Annotated in this window: 22 protein-coding genes and 3 tRNA genes; 18 read left to right on the plus strand and 7 right to left on the minus strand. The window is 42.9% G+C overall.

The window, feature by feature from the left end; all coding sequences use genetic code 11:
- Positions 1-238: 238 nt before the first annotated feature.
- The 5 genes from F946_RS01170 to F946_RS01190 all read left to right on the plus strand — a co-directional run bounded on the left by F946_RS01170 (position 239) and on the right by F946_RS01190 (position 3,796).
- A complete protein-coding gene (locus F946_RS01170) occupies positions 239-523 on the plus strand; it encodes a hypothetical protein (protein WP_004978106.1) in 285 nt (94 codons plus the stop codon).
- A gap of 148 nt (positions 524-671) precedes the next feature.
- Positions 672-2,180 carry a glutamate--tRNA ligase gene (gltX, locus tag F946_RS01175; RefSeq protein WP_004978108.1) on the plus strand — a complete coding sequence of 503 codons (1,509 nt, stop codon included), beginning with the start codon at positions 672-674 and terminating at the stop codon, positions 2,178-2,180.
- A 92-nt stretch (positions 2,181-2,272) separates the two neighbouring features.
- A tRNA-Glu gene (locus F946_RS01180) sits at positions 2,273-2,348 on the plus strand.
- A gap of 152 nt (positions 2,349-2,500) precedes the next feature.
- Complete coding sequence (locus F946_RS01185) at positions 2,501-2,842, plus strand: hypothetical protein (RefSeq protein ID WP_004978109.1); 342 nt, start codon at positions 2,501-2,503, stop codon at positions 2,840-2,842.
- A 150-nt stretch (positions 2,843-2,992) separates the two neighbouring features.
- Positions 2,993-3,796, plus strand: a complete 804-nt coding sequence (locus tag F946_RS01190) for a DUF4198 domain-containing protein (RefSeq protein ID WP_004978113.1) — start codon at positions 2,993-2,995, stop codon at positions 3,794-3,796.
- 59 nt (positions 3,797-3,855) lie between these two features.
- Here the strand turns inward: F946_RS01190 and ettA are convergent, their stop codons facing one another.
- A complete protein-coding gene (gene ettA, locus F946_RS01195) occupies positions 3,856-5,517 on the minus strand; it encodes an energy-dependent translational throttle protein EttA (RefSeq protein WP_004978114.1) in 1,662 nt (553 codons plus the stop codon).
- A gap of 295 nt (positions 5,518-5,812) precedes the next feature.
- Here ettA and F946_RS01200 point away from each other — a divergent pair, with 295 nt between their 5' ends.
- From F946_RS01200 to F946_RS01215, 3 genes are all read left to right on the plus strand, one after another.
- The gene (locus F946_RS01200; RefSeq protein WP_004978117.1) at positions 5,813-7,090 is read left to right on the plus strand and encodes an O-acetylhomoserine aminocarboxypropyltransferase/cysteine synthase family protein; all 1,278 of its coding nucleotides are present in this window, start codon (positions 5,813-5,815) and stop codon (positions 7,088-7,090) included.
- A 320-nt stretch (positions 7,091-7,410) separates the two neighbouring features.
- Entirely contained in the window at positions 7,411-8,286 is an 876-nt protein-coding gene (locus F946_RS01205; RefSeq protein ID WP_238893368.1) for an SDR family NAD(P)-dependent oxidoreductase, read from the plus strand.
- A gap of 549 nt (positions 8,287-8,835) precedes the next feature.
- Positions 8,836-9,153, plus strand: coding sequence for a hypothetical protein (locus tag F946_RS01215; RefSeq protein WP_004691542.1), 318 nt, complete (start codon positions 8,836-8,838; stop codon positions 9,151-9,153).
- Between the two features lie 57 nt (positions 9,154-9,210).
- Here F946_RS01215 and F946_RS01220 read toward each other — a convergent pair whose 3' ends face one another.
- The gene (locus F946_RS01220) at positions 9,211-11,562 is read right to left on the minus strand and encodes a Tex family protein (protein WP_004978123.1); all 2,352 of its coding nucleotides are present in this window, start codon (positions 11,560-11,562) and stop codon (positions 9,211-9,213) included.
- Between the two features lie 336 nt (positions 11,563-11,898).
- On the opposite strand from F946_RS01220, the gene ompR reads away from it, so the two are divergent.
- The 4 genes from ompR to F946_RS01240 all read left to right on the plus strand — a co-directional run bounded on the left by ompR (position 11,899) and on the right by F946_RS01240 (position 16,699).
- On the plus strand, positions 11,899-12,663 hold the full coding sequence (gene ompR, locus F946_RS01225; RefSeq protein ID WP_004691545.1) for an osmolarity response regulator transcription factor OmpR: 765 nt from the start codon (positions 11,899-11,901) through the stop codon (positions 12,661-12,663).
- 303 nt (positions 12,664-12,966) lie between these two features.
- Complete coding sequence (locus F946_RS01230) at positions 12,967-14,427, plus strand: ATP-binding protein (protein WP_004978124.1); 1,461 nt, start codon at positions 12,967-12,969, stop codon at positions 14,425-14,427.
- A gap of 206 nt (positions 14,428-14,633) precedes the next feature.
- Positions 14,634-16,151, plus strand: coding sequence for an acetyl-CoA hydrolase/transferase family protein (locus tag F946_RS01235; protein ID WP_004978127.1), 1,518 nt, complete (start codon positions 14,634-14,636; stop codon positions 16,149-16,151).
- Between the two features lie 128 nt (positions 16,152-16,279).
- On the plus strand, positions 16,280-16,699 hold the full coding sequence (locus F946_RS01240) for a GNAT family acetyltransferase (RefSeq protein WP_004691549.1): 420 nt from the start codon (positions 16,280-16,282) through the stop codon (positions 16,697-16,699).
- Between the two features lie 10 nt (positions 16,700-16,709).
- Here F946_RS01240 and F946_RS01245 read toward each other — a convergent pair whose 3' ends face one another.
- The 4 genes from F946_RS01245 to F946_RS01260 all read right to left on the minus strand — a co-directional run bounded on the left by F946_RS01245 (position 16,710) and on the right by F946_RS01260 (position 18,456).
- A complete protein-coding gene (locus tag F946_RS01245; RefSeq protein ID WP_004978130.1) occupies positions 16,710-17,462 on the minus strand; it encodes a class I SAM-dependent methyltransferase in 753 nt (250 codons plus the stop codon).
- 142 nt (positions 17,463-17,604) lie between these two features.
- A tRNA-Phe gene (locus F946_RS01250) sits at positions 17,605-17,680 on the minus strand.
- A gap of 137 nt (positions 17,681-17,817) precedes the next feature.
- Positions 17,818-17,893: transfer RNA gene (locus tag F946_RS01255), tRNA-Phe, on the minus strand.
- 185 nt (positions 17,894-18,078) lie between these two features.
- Entirely contained in the window at positions 18,079-18,456 is a 378-nt protein-coding gene (locus F946_RS01260; RefSeq protein WP_004978131.1) for a GNAT family N-acetyltransferase, read from the minus strand.
- A 92-nt stretch (positions 18,457-18,548) separates the two neighbouring features.
- On the opposite strand from F946_RS01260, the gene hisB reads away from it, so the two are divergent.
- From hisB to hisA, 5 genes are all read left to right on the plus strand, one after another.
- Entirely contained in the window at positions 18,549-19,142 is a 594-nt protein-coding gene (gene hisB / locus F946_RS01265) for an imidazoleglycerol-phosphate dehydratase HisB (protein ID WP_004691554.1), read from the plus strand.
- Positions 19,142-19,759 (plus strand): imidazole glycerol phosphate synthase subunit HisH, encoded by a 618-nt coding sequence (gene hisH / locus F946_RS01270; protein ID WP_004978133.1) that lies wholly within the window; start codon positions 19,142-19,144, stop codon positions 19,757-19,759. The genes hisB and hisH overlap by 1 nt, the downstream gene beginning before the upstream one ends.
- A 289-nt stretch (positions 19,760-20,048) precedes the next feature.
- Positions 20,049-20,513, plus strand: a complete 465-nt coding sequence (locus F946_RS01275) for a DUF805 domain-containing protein (RefSeq protein ID WP_004978134.1) — start codon at positions 20,049-20,051, stop codon at positions 20,511-20,513.
- Positions 20,514-20,608: 95 nt separating this feature from the next.
- Positions 20,609-21,274, plus strand: a complete 666-nt coding sequence (locus tag F946_RS01280) for a 3'-5' exonuclease (protein WP_035326289.1) — start codon at positions 20,609-20,611, stop codon at positions 21,272-21,274.
- Positions 21,275-21,353: 79 nt separating this feature from the next.
- Positions 21,354-22,085 carry a 1-(5-phosphoribosyl)-5-[(5-phosphoribosylamino)methylideneamino]imidazole-4-carboxamide isomerase gene (hisA, locus tag F946_RS01285; RefSeq protein ID WP_004691558.1) on the plus strand — a complete coding sequence of 244 codons (732 nt, stop codon included), beginning with the start codon at positions 21,354-21,356 and terminating at the stop codon, positions 22,083-22,085.
- Between the two features lie 72 nt (positions 22,086-22,157).
- Here the strand turns inward: hisA and F946_RS01290 are convergent, their stop codons facing one another.
- Positions 22,158-22,706: a helix-turn-helix domain-containing protein gene (locus F946_RS01290; protein WP_004978137.1), complete on the minus strand. Its 549-nt coding sequence runs from the start codon at positions 22,704-22,706 to the stop codon at positions 22,158-22,160.
- A 90-nt stretch (positions 22,707-22,796) separates the two neighbouring features.
- Here F946_RS01290 and F946_RS01295 point away from each other — a divergent pair, with 90 nt between their 5' ends.
- Positions 22,797-23,696, plus strand: a complete 900-nt coding sequence (locus F946_RS01295) for a DMT family transporter (RefSeq protein WP_004978139.1) — start codon at positions 22,797-22,799, stop codon at positions 23,694-23,696.
- Positions 23,697-23,719 lie beyond the last annotated feature (23 nt).

Below are 23,719 nucleotides of genomic sequence, written 5' to 3' on the forward strand. Positions count from 1 at the left end.
TCCTCCACAGATCAAGCTCAAAATCTCCATGCTATCTCCACAGTTATTTGGTACAAAAAGCCAAATGATTTATATTTGATGTTTAAATGTCAATTTAGCCCAAATTTGTTTATAATTTTGTAAATTGTGTGACACAGTTCTACTTTTTTATTTTTGAAATCGGTTAAATTGAAACTAGATTACCAATGACTTTAATAAAAATCTGTTCCAATACCATGTTGAGAGGGGGGAAAAGGACATGAAAGCAACATTTTTACATACCGTTACGTTGAGTATCGGCTTGGCTTGTTTTAGCCAACTGGGACATAGTGCAGCCATTCAAAGCAATGACAAAGCGACGATGCCCACTGAGAAAACATCGTTGATTGAAAAAGCGCTCAGTCAACAAAAAGGCAGTGACCGAACCACGATGACGGATAATGATTTAAAAATCATGACCTCAATCAAAGTTGCACCGACACAAAATTTCTTTGCTACACAAAACCAGCGCTTTAGCCGTTTTGTGCAATCATTGTTCCTCTAAACTAAAAATAAGCCACAGTGTCGTAACCACTCTCAAGTTATGACATTTGCGTACTAAAGCCTGATCACTGAATGTTGAATTAAGCATTAAGTGGTCGGGCTTTTTCGTTATAATAGACCTCAATTTACATTCTGAATCATAATTGGCTATGACTGTTCGTACTCGTATTGCACCCTCTCCAACTGGCTTCCCGCATGTGGGCACAGCGTATATTGCGTTATTTAACTTATGCTATGCCAAGCAACATGGTGGTGAATTTATTCTGCGGATTGAAGATACCGACCAACTTCGTTCGACTCCTGAATCTGAAAAAATGATTTTAGATTCATTGCGTTGGTTAGGATTGAATTGGTCTGAAGGTCCAGACATTGGTGGGCCACATGCACCGTATCGCCAGTCTGAACGCATGCATATTTATAAACAATATGCACTGGATTTGGTTGAAAAAGGTCATGCGTTCTACTGCTTTGCAACGAGCGAAGAGTTGGATCAAATGCGTGCAGAACAACAGGCACGTGGTGAAACACCAAAGTACGATGGTCGTGGTTTAAAATTATCTGCTGAAGAAATCCAAAGCCGCCTTGCTGCAGGTGAGCCACACGTGATTCGTATGAAAGTGCCAGAAGAAGGCATTTGTACAGTCAATGACTTACTGCGCGGGGAAGTAGAAATCCCTTGGGCACAAGTGGACATGCAAGTCTTGCTTAAAACAGATGGTTTACCGACCTATCACCTTGCCAATGTTGTCGATGACCATTTGATGCAAATCACCCACGTTTTCCGTGGCGAAGAATGGTTGCCTTCTGCACCTAAACATCAGTTGCTGTATCAATACTTTGGTTGGGAAATGCCTGTACTGGGTCATATGCCATTATTACGTAACCCAGACAAATCAAAACTGTCGAAACGTAAGAACCCAACTTCTATTAATTACTACAAAAATATTGGTGTCTTGCCTGAAGCCTTGTTGAACTACTTAGGCCGCATGGGCTGGTCGATGCCAGATGAACGCGAAAAATTCACATTGGTGGAGATGATTGAACACTTTGATATTCAACGTGTATCCCTCGGTGGTCCAATTTTTGATGTGGAAAAACTGAATTGGCTCAATGGTCAATGGATCAAAGGCTTAAGCCCTGCTGAACTGTTAGATACTTTATTGGCATGGAAAGCCGATCGTAAGATGCTCGAAGACATCGCCGCAGCGATTCAACCTCGTATCAACTTGCTTTCAGAAGCGGTGAACTGGTCTGCGCATTACTTTAACCAGTTCCCAAGCTTGACTAAAGAACAGTTTGAAAGCAAGAAAATGAGCGAAGAACAAGTTCGTCAAAGTCTTCAATTTGCGATTTGGCGTTTGGAAAGCATGTTCACATGGAACAATGACACCGTAAGTCAAACCTTGATGGACTTAGCCAGCCAAATGGAAATTAAGCTCCGTGACTTTATGCCAGCGTTCTTTATTGCGATTGCCGGTTCAACCGCTTCGACCCCTGTGATGCAAACCATGGTCACCATTGGCCCTGACTTAACCTTCGCGCGCTTACGCCATGCCCTTGAAATTGTGGGTGGTCCAAGCAAAAAAGAAGCAAAAGTTTGGGAAAAACTCAATGAAAGTCTAAAATTGCCGAAAAATGACGCAGTTGATGAAGCTTAATTGATTTTTTTGTTGACGCATGGGCGTTATATCCCTAATATAGCGCTCACACAGAGAGACGGTGTTAACCACTCAACGTGATGCCTCAATAAGTCCCTATCGTCTAGAGGCCTAGGACATCGCCCTTTCACGGCGGTAACCGGGGTTCGAATCCCCGTAGGGACGCCATATTTAAGATGGCAACATCTGGTAAAAAACCCAAGCATTATGACTTGGGTTTTTTATTGCCTCAAAATTATCAGCACTTCATTACCACGCTTTTTTGGCTTTCTACTCCAATCCGATTAGAATACGGCATAGATTCAAATTTTGGAGTTGTAATGCAATATCGTTGTCCTCAATGTCAAAGCCCAAAAATTATGCCTGTTGCTCAAGCAGGGGCTCCAGCAACACGCCCTGTCGTGCCTAAAAGTCTGGTTTTTTTAGTTCCAGCCATTTTTGTATTATTACTTTTGGTGCTCATTAGCATCGCAATGTGGCTATTCGGGAATGGCGCTGGCTCAACATTACAAATTGCAACGGTTGTGGTTTTCATCGTGTGTGTGATTGCAGGCTTCTTATTTTACCGCGACCTTCCTGATTTTAAGATTTCAATGCAAGGCTTCATGCAGTCTCAGAAAAAATGGAAATGTCGCGAGTGCGACCATGAGTGGGAAATCTAAGCCTTAACTTAGAACCTGCATCCAAAAGGGGGAGTCTATGCACCCCCTTTTTATCCACCCAAAGAATAAATAATAATTATTATCATCTGTTAGTTTTTCTCGATATAATCAAAAGCCTTATCTTACGAAATATTTTTAGGCCTAGTCTCTATGAAAAACGCTCTACTCTGCACACTCTTATTCTGTTCAGTGGCTCAAGCGCATGAACCCTATGTCGCTCCACTGGCGTATCACACTGAAAATACCCAAGTCCCTGTATTGAGCGCCTATGCGGAACAAGCCTTTCATCCTGAATATGCCCTAAAAGATATTTCGTTCAGCGTTTTCCAACCAAACCAAACACAGACTACGATTCAAGCACAAAAGCACTTAGAGTCTGCAACTACATTTGATCTTAAACTACCAGAAAAAGGCACCTATACCATTTTTGCCAAAACTTCATATCCAATTGAATATGTACAACATAATCATCAATGGAAAATATTTGCCGATGTCGCAGCAGACAAAGTCCCTGCCCTAAGCGAGCGTGACTATGTCATACCAAGTGACTTTAAAGGCAAAGTGCCAAGTAAGGTCTCTACGGTTCGCGAATGGAGCATTCAAAGCTATGTGAGCAAAGACAGCACCACACCTGTTGCTATAACACCAGCCCCAATTCAAGTCAACTTCAAAACCCATCCAAATGAAATTACGGTGCAACAGCCTGTACAACTGAAAATTACTCAAGCAGGCAAAGCCCTCGCACATGCAGAACTCATGGTTCGCGCTCAAGGTGAGCTTGAGCAGCAAGCGAAAAGCACACCTGTCGATGCACAAGGCCATGCCACACTCACGTTTGCACAAGCTGGGCAATACCTGATTGAAGTGAGCGAAAAAGTCGATGCCAAAGTAAAACCTAAAAATCAGTATTACACCATTATCAGCTTACAAGTGAATGCTCCTAAAACGCCTTAAGCGGCAATTGCTAAGCATAAAAAAACCAGCCCGAAGGCTGGTTTTTTTATGCGGGGAAATTAACCGCCAATTTTTTTGTATTTGGTCCGTTTTTGAACCGCAGCATCACCTAAACGCGCTAAACGATAGGCTTCATATTCAGCATAGTTACCTTCGTAGAATTCAGGCTGTTCGTTCTCAAACGACAAGATGTGCGTTGCAATACGGTCAAGGAACCAACGGTCGTGCGACACCACCATTACCGTACCTGGGAATACAAGAATTGCATCCTCAAGTGCACGTAAGGTTTCGATATCCAAGTCGTTCGATGGCTCATCCAGTAAGATCACGTTTGCGCCCATTTGCAAGATTTTCGCCAGTTGTAAACGGTTACGCTCACCACCTGACAACTCACCTACACGCTTCTGCTGGTCTTGACCTTTGAAGTTAAAGCGACCGATATAAGCACGTGATGCAATTTCATAATCGCCAATTCTTAAGATATCCAAACCGCCAGAAACTTCTTCCCAAACGGTTTTGTTGTTATCTAAGGTGTCACGAATCTGACCCACATACGCTACTTTAACCGACTCACCCAAAGTCACCGTACCTGTATCTGGCTGTTGTTCACCAGTCATCATACGGAACAGTGTGGTTTTACCCGCACCGTTTGGACCCACGATACCCACAATTGCTGTAGGCGGTACGGTAAAGCTTAGGTTTTCGTACAGTACGCGACCATCAAATGATTTGCTGATGCCTTCCACTTCTACGACTTTATTGCCTAGACGTGGGCCAGGTGGAATATAGATTTCAGAAGTTTCGTTACGCTGTTGGAATTCGCGTGAGTTAAGCTCTTCAAAACGCTCCATACGCGCTTTGTTTTTCTTTTGCTGACCTTTGGCATTTGAACGAACCCATTCAAGTTCTTTCTTCAATGCTTTAGCAAAAGATTCTTCTTGTTTGTTCTCTTGCTCTAGACGCGCATTCTTCTGCTCTAACCAAGAAGAATAGTTGCCTTGATATGGAATACCCATACCGCGGTCAAGCTCAAGAATCCATTCCGCCACGTTATCCAAGAAATAACGGTCGTGCGTAATCGCCACAATCGTGCCAGCAAAGTCTTTCAAGAAACGCTCTAACCAAGACACCGATTCTGCATCCAAGTGGTTCGTTGGTTCGTCTAGAAGTAACATGTCTGGCTTAGATAAAAGCAAACGACACAATGCAACACGACGACGCTCACCACCTGAAAGCAAGCTTACATCCGCATCCCAAGCTGGTAGATTCAAGGCAGCTGCAGCTTGATCCATTTGGTTGCTAAGGTTATGCGCATCCCATGAATGGATAATCGCTTCAAGTTTTTCTTGCTCTTTTGCCAATGCATCAAAGTCTGCATCTTCTGCTGCATATTCAGCAAATACTTCGTCCAAACGCGCCAAAGCATCCAATGGTTCACGTAAACCATCTTCTACGTTTCCACGAACATCCTTATTTGGATCAAGTGGCGGCTCTTGTTCTAAGTAACCGATTTTGATACCCGGTTGCGCACGCGCTTCACCAGAGAAATCTTTGTCTACGCCCGCCATAATACGAAGCAAGGTCGATTTACCTGCACCGTTTAAACCAAGTACACCAATTTTTGCACCCGGGAAAAATGACAAAGAGATGTCTTTTAAGATTTCGCGCTTAGGCGGGACCATTTTAGACACTCGGTTCATCGTATAAATATATTGGGCCACGTAGGACTCCTCAATAGAAAAACCAAAAAATCGCAAGAAGCGAAAAAATATTTGCGGGCATTATACGATGAATACGTTGAAAAAATAAGGCATGAAACCGATCTTCAATGCAATGTTACAACTTTCAGCACGGTTGTTTTTTAAACAACCACTTTATCTCACTTTTCCGCAGACAAGAAGCTGCTCGCATCTCATCTTTATGAATTTTTTAGATAAATATTCATTATTTTCACACTTTCACTCATATTCATTGATGGTAGACTGTGCAATATTTAACTCACGTAGATGAAGTCCCATGACCTATAAAGATGAAACTTTGGCTATCCATGCTGGTTATAGCCCCGAAGCCACCACCAAAGCTGTGGCCGTACCGATTTATCAAACTACGTCTTATGCCTTTGATAATACGCAACATGGTGCGGATTTATTTGACCTAAAAGTCCAAGGCAATATTTATACCCGAATTATGAACCCGACCACTGCGGTGCTAGAACAACGTTTAGCCGCACTCGAAGGCGGTATTGGCGCGTTGGCCTTAGCCTCTGGCATGGCAGCCATTACTTACGCCATTCAAACCATTGCCGAAGCAGGGGATAACATTGCTTCTGTTTCGACCTTGTACGGTGGCACCTACAACCTGTTTGCCCACACTCTACCGAAACAAGGCATCGAAGTGCGTTTCTTTGATTATCAAGATCCTGAAGCCCTACGCGGTTTAATTGATGAAAAAACCAAGTTGGTCTTTGTTGAATCGATTGGCAATCCACTCGGCAATATCATTGATCTAGACGCGATTGCCAAAATCGCACATGAGTATGGCGTGCCTGTGGTGGTCGATAATACCGTCGCAACCCCTGCGCTGCTGAAACCGTTTGAATATGGGGCAGATATTGTGGTGCATTCCTTAACCAAATATATTGGCGGGCATGGTAACTCAATTGGCGGTGCGATTGTCGACAGTGGTAAATTTCCTTGGGGCCAATATCCTGAGCGCTTTAAAGTGCTGAATACGCCAGACCCAAGTTATCACGGCGTGAACTATGTCGAAGCTTTAGGCGAAGCAGCTTATATCGCGCGTGCCCGCGTGGTGCCATTACGCAATACCGGCGCTGCGATTAGCCCTTTAAGCGTGTTCTTGATTCTACAAGGCTTAGAAACGTTAAATCTGCGTATGGAACGTCATACTGAGAATGCGCAGAAAGTCGCAGAATATTTACAAGCCCACCCCAAAGTGAAATGGGTCAACTATGCCGGCCTGAAAGATCACCCTCAGCATGGCTTGGCGCAAAAATATGTCAAAGGAAAACCTTCGGCAATTTTATCCTTTGGGGTACAAGATGGCCGTGAAGGTGGTACCCGCTTTATTGATGCTCTGCAACTCTTCACTCGCCTGGTCAATATTGGCGATGCCAAAAGTTTGGCGTGCCACCCTGCCACCACCACACATCGCCAACTGAATGAAGTGGAATTAAAGTCTGCTGGAGTGAGTATTGATATGGTACGTTTATCTGTAGGCATTGAACATATTGATGATTTGATTGCAGATTTAGAGCAAGCCTTGGCTCAAGTCTAAAATACAGACCGCTAAACTTAAAACCTCAATCACATGATTGAGGTTTTTTATACGCTTGTCTTTTATATTTATAGCCCTTTCACTTCGCTTGAATTCGTGGTAAAAACAAGTAATTAGAACAAATAAAATAGAGCTTTTGCTCTAAAATTATTTATTATTTCAATAACTTATGCCGTGATATTTTTAAGCAGTTTAGGTATTATACCGTGAAGGAAAGCAGCTACATTTCTCCGAAAATGCAGCCTAAATAATCGAATATAAAAACAGCCATAACCCTCAAATATTTGACTTAGATCAGGAATGATAACGTGAATTCAAGAATGGATAGACTTTTTAAAGAACGTGTAAATGGAAAAACCGTCTTAATTACAGGCGCTTCAAGTGGTATTGGTTTAACCGTTGCGCACAAACTGGCTGACGCAGGAGCACACGTCCTTTTAGTTTCGCGCACCAAAGAAACATTAGAAGAAGTTAAAGCAGAAATCGAAGCCAAAGGCGGTTCAGCTTCTGTTTTTCCATGTGACCTAAATGATTTAGACTCGATTGATGAAGTCTCTAAGCAGATTTTAGCTTCAGTCGATCATATTGATATTTTAATTAATAACGCTGGTCGTTCGATCCGCCGTGCTGTACATGAGTCAGCGGAACGCTTCCACGACTTTGAACGCACCATGCAGCTTAACTACTTTGGTGCGGTACGTTTAGTCATGAACATCCTGCCACAAATGATGATTCGTCGTGATGGGCATATTATTAACATTAGCTCGATTGGCGTATTGGCAAATGCCACTCGTTTCTCAGCCTATGTGGCGTCTAAAGCCGCATTAGATGCATTCAGTCGCTGTCTTTCTGCCGAAGTGCATTCACATAAAATTGCGATTACTTCGGTGTATATGCCTTTGGTACGCACCCCGATGATTGCGCCGACGAAAATTTATAAATACGTTCCTACCCTTTCGCCTGAACAAGCAGCAGATCTGGTTGCTTATGCGATTGTGAAACGTCCGAAGAAGGTCGCAACTAACTTAGGTCGTTTGGCATCGATTACTTATTCAATTGCACCAGACATCAACAATAAGCTCATGTCGATTGGTTATAACTTATTCCCAAGTTCTACCGCGTCGGTAGGCGAACAGCAAAAACTCAACTGGGTACAAAAAGCGTATGCACGCTTATTCCCAGGTGAACACTGGTAAGTTTTCTTACAATTTACCCAACCTTTGATCAAAGGTTGGGTAGCTAAATTTTTCGAAACTCTTTTATAGTTCTTAATATTCGCTTAAGAAAAAAAGCTCATCATAAAAGCAATTATAAAAGGGGAAAAGAAATGCAGGCACTTTATTTATTCAAGCTTTTTTGCTTCATCTTTGCTACAACCACCGCTTTTAATCTATATACAGAACTTACCCTCTCTCATATTTCAATCTGGCAAGTGCTGATTCATGGCGGTTTGCTGATGATCTTGCTCGAATTCGGCTTTAAGAGCCAACACGCACCACAACAGACTACCCCACTAACGAGTGAAATACGCTCACTAGAAACAGAAACTGGGCCAACTTCACACCCCCCAAGCATGTATAGCAATATTTTTTCAAAAATAGGTTTAATCTCAATTTTTTCCAGCCTGATTGGACAAAGCCTAATCAGTTAAGACTCATACCTTTTTTGTGGACAAAAGATAAAGACGACGTGCCCCTTCTACTTTTTGTGTTATAAACAGCCGTCTTTTTTTATTTTGTGAATTTATGCGCGCTTTTACTTTCGTACTGCAATATGTGTGTATCGCTTTTGCGATTTATCTCTGCTACCGAGTAGGCAGTAGCCTGTATTTACAAGATTATGTGATGATGGATATCGTGGCCAATGTCGGGACGATTCTAATCTGTATCGATCTTGCTGTTTTCCTGTGGCATAGCCGCAGTACCCAAGCCATAAGCCTCAAAGATTATGCTACTCGACTGGAACAACCCGCTCCAACCTTTGTCAAAGTTTGCCGAAAGCTTGGGCACTTTGGCATTATGCTGATTATCACCAGTTGGATCGTGCCCATCATCAACGGATAAAAGTAACCATAAAAAAAACCTCCCACTTGGGAGGTTTTTTTATTCAAATCTTAAAGATTATTTCGAACCTTTAATGCCTGCTTGAAGTAACAATGCACCTAAACCACCAATTTTATTTTCTTGAGGTTTAGCCGTTTGCGGCTTTTTGTTTGTTTGAGCACGCTCGCCTTGCAGACGTGCTTGTTGTGGACGTTTACCTTGTGGTTTACGTTCACTACGCTCTGTATTTTCACGACGTGGTTGACGTGGAGCTTTAGGCGCTTCAGCACCTTCAGGGCGCATCGACAAATTCACACGATTACGCTCAGCATCTACAGTGAGTACACGAACTTGTACAATTTGCCCTGGCTTCACCACTTTATGCGGATCTGCAACGAATTCATTGGCCAATTCTGAGATATGGACTAAACCGTCTTGGTGTACACCCACATCCACAAAAGCACCGAAGTTCGTCACATTGGTCACGACACCTTCAAGCTGCATGCCTTCAGTCAGTTGCGCAACTTCGGTAATGTCTTCACGGAATTTTGCTGTACGGAACTCTGGACGCGGATCACGACCTGGTTTTTCCAGTTCAGACAGTACATCTTGAATGGTTGGTAAACCAAATTTCTCATCTGCAAATTCTTCAGCATTCACTTGGCGAATGATTTCAGAGTTACCAATGATGTCTTTCACTGTCGTCGCTTTCGCTTCAACAATTTTACCCACCAGCGCATAAGACTCTGGGTGAACAGCAGAAGCATCCAGTGGCTCTGAACCATCTTGAATACGTAAGAAACCTGCCGCTTGTTCAAAAGTACGCTCGCCTAAACGTGGCACTTTTTTCAAATCTTGGCGGTTGTCAAAACGGCCATTTTCTTTACGAAAATCGACAATTTGCTGCGCAATCGACTTATTCAAACCTGCGATATAACCCAAGATAGCAGATGATGCAGTATTAACATCCACACCTACCGAGTTCACACAGTCTTCAACGACTGCTTCAAGGGTTTTCGCTAAACCCGTTTGGTTCACATCATGTTGGTACTGACCTACACCAATCGATTTTGGATCGATTTTCACCAGTTCAGCCAATGGGTCTTGTAAACGACGTGCAATCGACACTGCACCACGAATCGACACATCTAACTCTGGTAACTCCGCAGAAGCCAATTCAGATGCTGAATAAACCGATGCTCCCGCTTCTGATACAGAAACACGTGTCAGTTTTAAATCACTGTTTGCAGCCATCATTTCAGCCACAACGCTTTCTGTTTCACGGCTTGCTGTACCATTGCCAATGGCAATCAGGTCAACATTGAACTCACGGCATAAACGGGCAAGTTCTGCAATTGAACCCGCTTTATCATCTTTGGGTGCAAATGGATAAATCGTGCTATGTGCAAGTACATCACCCGATGCATTTACCACAGCCAATTTCACCCCTGTACGGATACCAGGGTCCACACCTAGGGTTGTACGTGCGCCCGCGGGTGCAGACAACAGCAAATGACGTAAGTTTTCAGCAAAAACATCCATTGCTTCAGATTCAGCTGCAAGACGTTTTTCGGTGAGTAACGAATGTTCGATACTTGGACGAACCTTGCCTAACCAGAACAATTTAGCCGTTTGTTTTAAATAGTCTTGACGTGCTTGCGGCTGTGCAGTTTCAAGGTTGTATTCTGTTTCAATACGCGCCAATGGTGCATCATCTTCGCCATCAACTTTTAAACCTAAAACGTTTTCTTGACGGCCACGTAACATAGCCAATAAACGGTGTGACGGGACTTTATTTAAATTTTCAGAAAAGTCGAAGTAATCGCGGAATTTTTTGCCAACTTCTTTTTTCTCATCACTTGCCACTAAACTTTTTAAAGTGGCCGTTTTTGCAAACGTGACCTTAAGTTCAGTGGTCAGTGCAATATTCTGCGCCCAGTCATCAATTAGAATATGTTGAATCGCATCCAACTGACTTTCTAGATCTGGATAATCTTCATGGCTAAAGCCTACCAATGCTTCAGCTGGATCAACCGCTTCTGCAAAGATTTTCTCTGCAATCGGGCCTAAGCCTGCTTCTTTGGCTTTAAATGATTTACTGGTCCGTTTTGGACGGTATGGTGCGTAAATTTCTTCTAAGGCATTTTTAGTTTCAGCAGCATTTACACGTGCCAATAAATCATCAGACAATTTGTCTTGTTCTTTTAATGATTCGATTACCTTGTCGCGACGTTCAAATAAGTCACGTAAATAAGCCAAACGTGTATCGAGCTGACGTAACTGCGCATCATCTAAGCCTTGCGTGACTTCTTTACGGTAACGCGCAATAAATGGAACGCTAGCACCTTCATCAATCAACTTGATGGCAGCCTCGATTTGATTTGGACGTACGGCAATTTCTTTTGCCAACTGCTGAACTAAGTCAGTCATCGTATGTGATCCCACAAGGATATGTACTAAAAGCCATGATTATAAAGACCAAGACTATAAAATCCACAACTGTTTTTATTAATTTAATGGCTTAAATGTGACATATTTCAGGCAAATTTCATAAATCCATCTCATTTTCAGTGTTAAATCTTATTTTTAGGTATTCTTTGCCATTTTTTTCTATGGGCTAAGATGTATACATTTGGTATATATGTCTTGATTTTACCTGCAATATTTGTTGCTTTAGAGCATAGTAAAGACATACAAATGAGTCGTATACTCAAGGCTATCCCGACTTTTGTTTACGATGACAATAAAGAATAAAGGAGCACTTCAATGAGTTTAGTTGTACCTGCTGAAAAAACAGATGCTGTACATAGCGATGCAGATCGCGTTGAACGCATTTTAGTGGTAGATGACGATGTGCGTTTACGTACGCTACTTCAACGCTTTTTAGAAGATAAAGGCTTTGTGGTAAAAACAGCGCATGACGCAACTCAAATGGATCGTCTCTTACAGCGCGAACTGTTTTCACTGATTGTGCTCGACTTCATGCTCCCTGTTGAAGATGGTTTAAGTATCTGCCGTCGTCTACGCCAATCCAATATTGATACACCTATTATTATGCTCACCGCACGTGGCAGTGATTCAGACCGTATTGCAGGTCTAGAAGCAGGTGCAGATGACTATTTACCGAAACCATTTAATCCAAATGAGTTGTTAGCACGTATTCGCGCTGTACTGCGCCGCCAAGTCCGTGAAGTTCCAGGCGCACCAAGCCAACAAATGGAAGTAGTCAGCTTTGGTCCATGGTCACTTGATTTATCAACACGCACTCTAACGCGTGAAGGTCAAGTTGTAACCCTAACTACAGGTGAGTTTGCGGTACTGAAAGCCTTGGTACAACACCCACGTGAGCCTTTAACTCGTGACAAATTGATGAACCTTGCGCGTGGCCGTGAATGGGGCGCAATGGAACGTTCGATTGATGTTCAAGTATCGCGCCTCCGTCGCCTTGTGGAAGAAAACCCTGCGCGTGCACGTTATATCCAAACCGTTTGGGGTGTAGGTTATGTGTTCGTTCCAGATGGCGCGGAATAATTCAAAACTGAAAAATACGGCTTCGGTCTTTTTAAGCTGAGTAGCAATAATCAGCACGACGGAGTCCTAAAATTAAGCTCAACTTTATCGATTAACCTGCGGTTCGCCTTACTTTTGTTTCGACAAAAGTAAGCAAAACCATTGTCATCTGCAAAACTCGGCATATTTCTGCATTTCAACATCATGCTCGCAGAAACTTTATAACATTCAGACCTCCTGCCTCGAACAATTGCAGATGACTTTTCGCGTATCGCATACCTGTCACCATTGAACTATGTCACTTACATAGAAACAGGAAATCACGTGAAACTCGAACCCATCGACCCTCAAAAATTTACAGATTACGAAGCGTATTCAGAACGGAAACGCACACGCTGGGAACGCTTTTTAGATAAAATCAAGCCGCGTTCTGCTGCCATGCGCACCACCGTACTGGTACTCTTCATTGTATTTTTCAGTTTATTTATGTCTTTGTGGTTCTTTTGGCGCACCTTATATCTTCCAGAAATTCAACAACATGCTCGTTATCTTGCTGTTGAAATAGAAATTCTTAACAACCCCGATTTACGGATTTATCATCAAAATACTGAAGTCGATGTCGATGACTGGCTAAGAAGTCGTGTTGGCATTGAATACGTCACCGATCCCAAAGAATATCCCAATGTCAAAGATAAGGTCATCGCCGAATTCTTTACCAACCAAATTGAAGCTAAGCTGGCCAAAGAATTAAAAGTCGAACATGCCACGGTGTATTTTCAATTTAAACCTAGCCCGCGCATTTGGATTCAAACCCCTGAAATGAACGGCAACTGGGTCCGCGAACCACTGAAAACCTATGCCAACTACAGTCCTGAGCTAATTTTCGGCTGGTTACTCGGCGTACCACTTATTGCAGCAGCCATTATTTTAACCTTGGTTCGTCAGCTCAATCGCCCGCTGCGTCGTCTGCAAAATGCTGCCAACAGTTATAGTAAAACAGGCACAGCACCGTATTTAGAGACCAATCACGGCCCTCAAGAAATTCGCGAGGTCAACCAAGCGTTTAATCACATGATTTACACCCTAGATCAGACTGAACGTGACCGCCGGATTATGTTGGCAGGGATTTCACATGACTTACGCACCCCACTGACCCGTATTCGACTCAGTGCAGAAATGATGCCCGATGATGATTTTTTAAAAGAAGGGCTGATTTATGACGTTGAAGATATGGACGCGATCTTAAATCAGTTCATTTCCTATATGCGTGACGGCTCGGATGAGGAAATCCAAGACACCGATTTAAATATGCTGTTACAAGAATTGGTGGTGCAATTCAAACCGCTGGATATTCGTTTTGAACCTGCTGAATTACCGATTATTCAGGCACGTAGTCTATCTCTTAAACGCCTGATTGGTAACTTGATTAATAATTCAAAACGCTACGGTGCTGAGCCGATTGAACTTTCCGCAACAGTGGAAAATGAACATATTTTAATTAGCGTAGCAGACCATGGTGAAGGCATTCCTGACGATCAAATTGAAGAGCTCATGCAACCTTTTGTGCGTGGCAATGAAGCCAGAACAGTCCAAGGCAGTGGTTTAGGTCTCGCCATTGTGAAACGCATTGTCGATATTCACCAAGGTCAGCTCAACATTCATAATCGGGAACAAGGCGGACTTGAAGCAATTATTTCGCTACCTCTTCATCACAATCAAGATGTTGAAATTTCCAGCAACAATCCACTCGAAAAATTAAAGCAAACCTTGGTTGAGCATTTTTAAACTTTGTACAATAGTTGATCAAATGATTTTGTTCAACTATTCAACAATTTAATTTTACCAAATATATTTCAACCACTTACAAATCATCAGAATCCCTTATACCCACATTTTTTCAAAAAATTAGACCTTAGCCTAACAGGTATGCACAATGTCGTTCTTGATCGGTACAATCGGTGCCAGATCCAGAATATTAACGAGAGTAAACCATGTCTTTAGATCGTATCCGTTTAGCTTCACTTCACGATAAAGTCATCAGTGCGGAAGAAGCGTCTGCTTTTATTGAAGATGGCATGACTGTAGGTATGAGTGGCTTCACTCGTGCTGGCGAAGCGAAAGCTGTACCTTTGGCATTGGTTAAACGTGCACACACAAATCCTTTAAAAATCACATTAATTACTGGTGCTTCTTTAGGTAATGACCTAGACAAGCAATTGACTGAAGCGGGTGTATTGGCACGTCGTTTACCGTTCCAAGTGGACAACACTTTACGTAAAGCCATCAACAATGGCGAAGTGATGTTCATTGACCAACACTTGTCTGAAACAGTTGAGCAAATGCGTAACCTTCAGTTGAAAAAGCCAGATGTAGCGATCATTGAAGCGGTTGCGATCACTGAAGATGGTGGCATCATTCCAACAACGTCGGTAGGCAACTCAGCAAGCTTCGCAATTTTCGCAGAAAAAGTGATTGTTGAAATCAACACCAACTTAAGCCCTGCATTTGAAGGCTTACACGATATTTACATCCCAACTTACCGTCCGACCCGTCAACCGATTCCATTAACTCAAGTAGATGAGCGTATTGGTACGCACGCGATCAATATCGATCCTGCAAAAATCGTGGGTATCGTCATCAACAACGACTTGCACGACTCTCCATCAACAGTAACTGCGCCAGATGATGAAACTCAAGGCATTGCAGACCACTTAATCGCATTCTTTGAAAAAGAAGTGGCTGAAGAGCGTCTACCGAAGAACTTAGGCCCATTACAAGCAGGGATTGGCTCAATTGCCAATGCTGTACTTACAGGCCTTAAAGATTCAAACTTCGAAGACCTCGTCATGTACTCAGAAGTCCTACAAGACTGTACTTTCGAATTGATCGATGCCGGTAAAATGAAGTTTGCTTCAGGTTCATCAATTACCCTTTCTGCAAAATATGGTGAGAAAGTATTTAACAACCTTGAAGCGTACAAAGATAAATTGGTTTTACGTCCACAAGAGATCTCAAACCATCCTGAATTGGTTCGTCGTTTAGGTATTATCGGCATCAATACTGCGCTTGAATTTGATATTTACGGTAACGTAAACTCAACTCACGTTTGCGGTACGAAAATGATGAATGGTATCGGTGGTTCAGGTGACTTCGCACGTAATGCGCACTTGGCAATCTTCGTGACCAAATCAATTGCGAAAGGTGGCGACATCTCTTCAATCGTACCGTTTGCGTCGCACATCGACCATGCTGAACATGATGTTGACATCCTGGTAACAGAACAAGGTTTGGCAGATCTTCGTGGTTTAGCACCGCGTGAACGTGCTCGTGCGATTATCGACAACTGTGCACACCCACTGTATCGTGATGCATTAAACGACTACTTTGATCGTTCATGTGCAAAAGGTGGTCATACTCCACACTTACTTCGTGAAGCGTTGTCTTGGCATTCTAACTTTGAAGAAACAGGCCACATGCTTCCTGTTCAAGCAGAAGCAAAATCAGCTTAATTTGAAGTTTAAAAAAAACGCCCTCTTGGGCGTTTTTTTATGTCTGTTGAAAAGTGTAAGAAAACACTTATCAAAATAAAAAAACTCAATTAATCTAAAGGCATCCAAAAAATAAAAATGCCAAGCTCATGTTCATTATTCGCCCCTATCTCGAAACAGATTTAGAAGACGTCATTGCACTTTGGGAGGTATGCGACCTCACTCGCCCTTGGAACAACCCTGAAATTGATATTTTTAGAAAAACCGCACAAAAAGATGGTTTATTTTTATTGGCGGTTAAAGATGAACAACTCATCGCCACCTTGATGGGTGGTTATGATGGCCATCGCGGCTGGATTAATTATTTGGCGGTACATCCACACTTTCAACGCAATGGGGTCGCAACCGCACTCATACAGCAGCTCGAGAAGCGCCTGATTGCGTTAGGTTGCCCCAAACTACAACTGCTTGTACGTAAAGAAAATATCGACGTGCAAAGCTTCTATGAGCAGCTAGGCTATGAGGAAATCGAAGTCGTGTGCTTTGGTAAACGTCTGATTGCCGATTAAGCTCAGACACTCAATGCGCCGATCCAGGTAGACGACCCAATCTTAAAAAAATTGGAAATTTAAGCTCAAAAACTTGGTTCACGTGATCATCCAACGCAAAGAATGCTTTGAACTCATATAAGGGGTCATCTGAATTTTTCGCTCGATAATGTTTCAGTGCAGACCATGTATTTAAATAATCCAACAATTGAGCAGCAGACCATTGAAATAACATCGACAATTCAGGTGTCGCTATTTCCTCAAAGGGAAAAGGAATGGTGTGATAGGCCTCGTCGATATAACGTCGTTCGGCATCCCAATAGCCTTTCAAAGTCTTAAAATAAAGTCGCTCAATACACTCCTGTAACTCAGGTTGCTGCAGCTGAATTAAACCATAGCCAATGACCGCCAAAATGCCTTCAGGTCGTAAAGTCCGCAGCACCTCTGCATAAAAACCATCAAAATCAAACCAATGAATGGCTTGGGCCACTGTGATTAAATCAAAACTCTGCTCGGCAAAACTGGTGTGCTCTGCAGACTGAATTTGATAACTGACATTTTCAAAATAAGGTGCATGTTGTAACTGATGAGCACTGATATCTGTCGCCACCACGGCATCAAAATGCGGCGCCAACAATTGAGTCAATTGCCCCGACCCTGCGCCACAGTCCCATGCAAATTGAGGAGTCGCCACATGCTTGAGTATTTCTTGAATCAAATTCGCTGGATAACTCGGCCGTGCGAGTTGATAAAGCTGACTTCCTGACGAAAAGCGGTCTTTCATAAGCCATTCTCAGTCTTCTTTTTGACTCAAAATTAGCACATTTCCCATTAACCAAAGCATGATGTTGTCCAACATCTTATACAATCGCACTTTTCATGGGACAAAAAAAAGCCCCAAACATTGTTTGAGGCTTTTTTGAATATGGTGGCGAGACCCAGGATCGAACTGGGGACACACGGATTTTCAATCCGTTGCTCTACCTACTGAGCTATCACGCCGATGCCGTGTATTAAGCCGTATCTCGGATGAATAGTCAATAAAAATCATCACTTTTTTATTTGATCGAATAAATTTCAGGCAAAAAAAAATCCCTGATGGGATCAGGGATTGAAATCTTTAAATAAGATTTTGAATATGGTGGCGAGACCCAGGATCGAACTGGGGACACACGGATTTTCAATCCGTTGCTCTACCTACTGAGCTATCACGCCGATGTCGCGTATTAAACAGTTTAAGCGAAGCAGCGTCAAGTCCGTTTTCAAAAAAATCAGTTGAGTGTTTACTTTTACAGCAAACCCAGCACCCTTCGTACATTTTTTGAGTCATTCTTTGCACTTAAAGCGCATCACCATCGTTATTCATGAAAAAAGCAGCCCAAAGACTGTTTTAAAAAAGCTTAAATTTTACCAATGTGCTCTAAGCAACGATGAATCGCACCACAGCCCGGCTCGAACACTTTCACACCTTTGGCTTCTTCCATACGACAGACTTCTTCAACCAACCGCTCCGCAACCCCTCGTCCACGGTTTGCAGGATGTACTACGATGTATTCTAAGGTTTTATTTTCACCCTGCCCACTACACCAAATGGCACCAATGACTTTAGTATTAAATTCTGCGGTGTAAAGTAAGTTATACTGAGCTAGATTTTGCTCAAGTTGTTCTACGGCATCATGCCCATCGCCAAATTCAGGACTGGTGTCGTACAGTCGCTCTAGCTGGCTGCGCAACTCTTCTTTTTCCAGTGAAGTATAAGCGTGTACGGTAATAGGCATTGATAAACCCTCCTGAGCAATCTAATATGCGGTGACTTCGTTACGGCGAAACATTTTACATCAATTATTTGACGTCTTTGAGGAACGTGTCTATGACAGAACGTATCAGTGAAGTGGTAAGAAATACCAACGAAACCAAAATTCGAGTTCGTGTAAACCTCGATGGTACGGGTCAAGGCACGCTCAACACAGGTATTCCCTTTTTAGATCATATGATTGATCAAATCAAGCGACATGGCTTATTTGATATTGATATTGAATGTGATGGCGACTTGGAAATTGATGATCACCACACGGTTGAAGACTGTGGTATCACGCTTGGACAGGCTTTTGCCAAAGCTTTAGGTGACAAAAAAGGTTTACGTCGTTACGGTCATTTTTATGCACCGTTAGATGAATCTTTAAGCCGTGCTGTGGTGGACTTATCGGGCCGTCCGGGTTTGTTTATGGATATTCCATTTACCCGCGCCATGATTGGTCGTTTTGATGTGGATCTATTCTCTGAGTTTTTCCAAGGCTTTGTGAACCATGCGCTCATGACAGTACACATTGATAACCTGAAAGGGAAAAACAGCCACCACCAAATTGAAAGTGTGTTCAAAGCGTTTGCGCGTGCACTTCGTATGGCCTGTGAAATTGACCCACGTGCAACCAACACCATTGCTTCAACCAAAGGTAGTTTGTAATGACCCGTATTGCCCTTCTTGACTATGGTATGGGTAACCTACACTCAGCAGCAAAAGCGCTTGAGCATGTTGGTGCAACAATCGATGTAACCAATGACCCCAAATTAGTAGCTCAAGCTGATAAAATTGTATTCCCCGGCGTAGGTGCTATGCGTGACTGTATGCAAGGCATGCATGAAGCAGGGATTGATGAAGTCGTTCGTCATGCAGCATTTAATAAGCCTGTATTAGCGATTTGTGTGGGTATGCAAGCGCTGATGCAACGCTCTGAAGAAAATGGCGGAGTGGATGCTCTCGGTATTTTTGAAGGAAGCGTGAAACGCTTTCCTGATGTAGACGGCTTGAAAGTCCCACATATGGGTTGGAACCAAGTTCATCAGGCTGATCCGAGTCATCCAATGTGGAAAGACATTGAGCAAGATGCACGTTTTTACTTCGTGCACAGCTTTTATGTTGAACCGAAGAACTCTAGCATTGTGGCTGCAACTTGTGACTATGGTTTAGAGTTCTGTACCGCCATTCACCAAGAAAATTTGTTTGCGACCCAGTTCCACCCTGAAAAAAGTCATACCGCAGGTTTGCAACTGCTGAAAAACTTTGTGGAATGGAAAATTTAATTTATTCCAGCCTTTGTTTGATTGAAAAAGCTCAACTTCGGTTGAGCTTTTGTTTATCCAAAATTGATGCATCTAGACTAAAAATAAATCAGAAACAGCTTAAGTAAATGAGGCATGTGACCCCACTCCTGTGCCTTTCAATGTATAAAATCTTTGCTTTACAGCAGACTAGTGTACTCAAGATGGCTGAGATGCCTTTTCATTGTCACCAAATTTGATTATGATTTGCCTGCTTTTTAGACATTTTTATTTATAAAAAACTTAATTTACAACGATAAGGTAAGTCACTATGACTCAATATGCACAAGAATCTGCGCTGAATGCCGCAGGTCGTTTCGGACGTTTTTCATACCTAGCATGGAACTGTCTACTTGCCATTGTAGCGTCAATTATTCTTGGTATTTTCATCGCCATCTTTCCTAATACATTCGTGAACTTGGAAACAGGCAACTTCGGTGGCGGCATGATTTTTATCATCCTGATCTATGTTGCGCTGATGTACTTCACGTTTGTATTTACTATTCGTCGCCTACATGACCGCAACCATACGGGCTGGTTATCACTGTTGATGTTGGTGCCTCTTGCCAACGTGATCTTAATGCTTTACCTGATTTTCGCACCAGGCGATGATCGTAGCAACAGCTATGGCTCACCACGCCCAACCGCAGGCTGGGAAGCCGTTTTGGCATGGATTTACATCGTGATTTTCGTTTTAGCAATTATCGGCGGTATTGCGGCTGGTTTTATGTCCTAAAATCACCTGTGCAAAACAGCCTGCCTAGGTCGGCTGTTTTGCTAAATCAATGCAAAAGCTTTAGGCTTAAGCAACAATGGCATAGTCAAAGCATGATGGATTCTTCTTTTCAACACATCCTTCCCAGCAAAGTCGAAATTCAACAATTTCCTCGTTTTCAAAATTTGCCAAAACAAGCAATTCATGTCATTCAAAACTTAGAACAGTGTGAAGCAATCCGTGCTGAACTGGAACAGGTTTCCATCTTCGGTTTTGACAGCGAGTCCAAACCGACCTTTCAAGTGGGAGAAGTTTCCACAGGTCCGCACTTAATTCAACTGGCCAGTGTCGAGCGTGCTTATTTGTTTCAAATGAGTCCACCCATTTGGAACTTCCTTGCACCATTTTTGGCGAATCCCGCCCAGCTCAAAGTGGGTTTTGGTTTAAAAAATGATGCCCATCTGTTCCGCAAAAAAGGTTTTGAGCTCAAAGGAATGGTTGAGCTGTCAAAATGCTTTGCAAGCTTTGGGTTGACCAACCCTGTCGGCATTAAAAATGCCATCGCCCTGCTGTTTCAACTCAACTTCCCCAAAAGCAAAAAAGTCAGCACTTCAAATTGGGCGAGGAAAATACTCACGCCTGAACAAGTTGACTATGCCGCTGCGGATGCCTATGCCGCGTTGTTGGTTTTTGAAGAATTGCGGTGTTTAGAGCGACTCCCAAAAGATATTTCCAAAGAATTAGAAAAAACAACAAAACCTTGTCGTCATGAAAAGCTGTAACAGATGCTTAGAAAATTGCCAATACTTTGCTAAGATGACGGACATTGATTTTATTTAAGATTTGGCTAGGAGCGAAAGCATGCTGATCATCCCTGCAATTGACCTGAAAGATGGCAAATGTGTTCGTTTAAAACAAGGTCGTATGGAAGACGATACGGTTTTTTCTGATGATCCTGTTGCAACTGCACAGCACTGGGTAAATGAAGGCGCGCGTCGCTTACATTTGGTCGATTTAAATGGTGCTTTCGCTGGTACGCCAATTCATAAACCTGTGGTTGAAGCCATTGCTCGCGCGCAACCTGAACTGCCAATTCAAATTGGCGGCGGTATTCGCTCACTAGAAACCATTGAACACTACTTAGAAGCGGGTGTGTCTTTTGTCATTATTGGCACCAAGGCAGTTCAAGACCCTGAGTTTGTTGAAGAAGCATGTAAGAAATTTGCAGGTCATATCATTGTCGGTATCGATGCCATGAATGGTATGGTGGCCACCGATGGTTGGGCCAATGTGACCGATGTGAAAGCAACCGATTTGGCCAAACGTTTTGCCGATGCGGGCGTATCGAGCATTGTCTATACCGACATTGCGCGTGACGGGATGATGCAAGGTGTGAACGTTGAGCAAACTGTTCAACTGGCACAATACTCTGGTCTACCTGTGATTGCATCAGGTGGTGTGACCAACCTTGATGACGTACGTAACCTCAAAGGTCAACCTGGTATTTTGGGTGCAATTACCGGTCGTGCGATTTATGAAGGCAGTTTAAACCTACGTGAAGCACAATTGCTGTTAGATGAACAATCGCTCTAATTGTAGAATTTAAAAAAGAGGTCTTTTGACCTCTTTTTTACGCGCTAAATATCAGTTTTTAAGATCTGCTTCTTAATAAATTGCATTACGAATAAACTTTAACGGTACAGTTCCACGGTTGATATATTGGTATTCGATGGCACTCGAAAACACAATCGACTCACCTACACCTAAGACTTTTATGTCACCTGCCAAATCCAAAGTTAGCTCCCCCTCCATCACATAGAGCATTTCGCGCCAACCGACTGGGTCGGGTTCTGCACTATAGTGTTCATTTGGGGCAAGTACCCATGTCCACAGTTCAACTTTTTGTGTTGCTGCTGCAGAGGCCATTAATTTTGCTTCACTGTGTGCTTGTGTACCCTGCCAAGCCAGAACGTTGACGACCGCTTGACCTTGCTGTTCAGACGCAGCAATGATCTGTACAAAATCGACCTCAAGCACATCGGCAATCAAGCTGAGTTTCGCCAAACTAATATTGTCCTGCCCTGATTCAACTCCAGCCACCATACGACGGCTTAAACCAGCCAAATCCGCCAGTTGTTGCTGGCTCAAGCCTTTTAAACTTCGATAATGACGCACATTTTGACTGACGTGTTGTAGTACCGCAGGAGACTTCATAAAGTTAAATCAAAAAACATTGAGCAATATATTGCACACAAAAACAAAGCATGACAAGCTATGTGCAATATATTGCACATTAGTTCTTTTATGTTGAATACTCAGCTCGGTTCTAAAGCGCCTGTCATTGCGCTGATTCTAATTACCTTTATTTGGGGCGGTACTTTCTTGGCCGTGAAATATGCCTTAAATTTCAGCTCCCCCATGTTCTTTGTGGGTTGTCGTTTCGCCTGCGCCGCGACAATTATTGGCTTATTTTCCTATCAACATTTAAAACACATCACCCGACAGGACTTGTGGGCAGGTGCACTCATTGGCTGTATGGTCACTATTGGTTATGGCACACAAACGGTCGGACTACAAACAGTCAGTAGCAGTGAATCTGCCTTTTTAACTGCACTGTATGTGCCTTTGGTACCTGTATTATTGTGGCTGATCTTTCGTAAAGTACCCCATTTTATGATTTGGATTGGTGCGCTCTGTGCTTTTATGGGCTTAGTCTTACTTACAGGCAATAGCCTGAATTCAATTTCACTGAATTTTGGCCAGACCTTAACCCTACTCGGTGCAATCGCTATAGCGATGGAAATTATCCTGATTGGTTATTTTGCTCCAACAGTCGATATTGGTCGAGTGACGGTGATTCAACTGGCCGTTGCCTCTGTGCTCGCCTTTGCAGCCATGCCATTGGCAGGTGAACACCACATTCCAGACTTTTCATGGCCTTTACTGAGTATCGCACTCGGCTTGGGTCTTGCCAGTGCCGTGATTCAATATGTAATGAATTGGGCACAGCGCTCAGTCAATCCATCTCAAGCGGCAATTATTTATGCAGGAGAGCCTGTATGGGCGGCACTGTTTGGGCGTCTTGCAGGAGAACGCTTAGCACCACTGGCTTTGTTGGGTGGGCTTTTGGTGGTGTTTGGCATTATGATCAGTGAATGGAAACCGAAACTGCTGAAGTCGAAAAAGAACGTCGAACAACTTTAGCCCATCTCCGAAACGAAAAAACT

Origin of the sequence: Acinetobacter johnsonii ANC 3681 (assembly GCF_000368805.1) — a bacterium.
GTDB classification, from domain to species: Bacteria; Pseudomonadota; Gammaproteobacteria; order Pseudomonadales; family Moraxellaceae; genus Acinetobacter; species Acinetobacter johnsonii.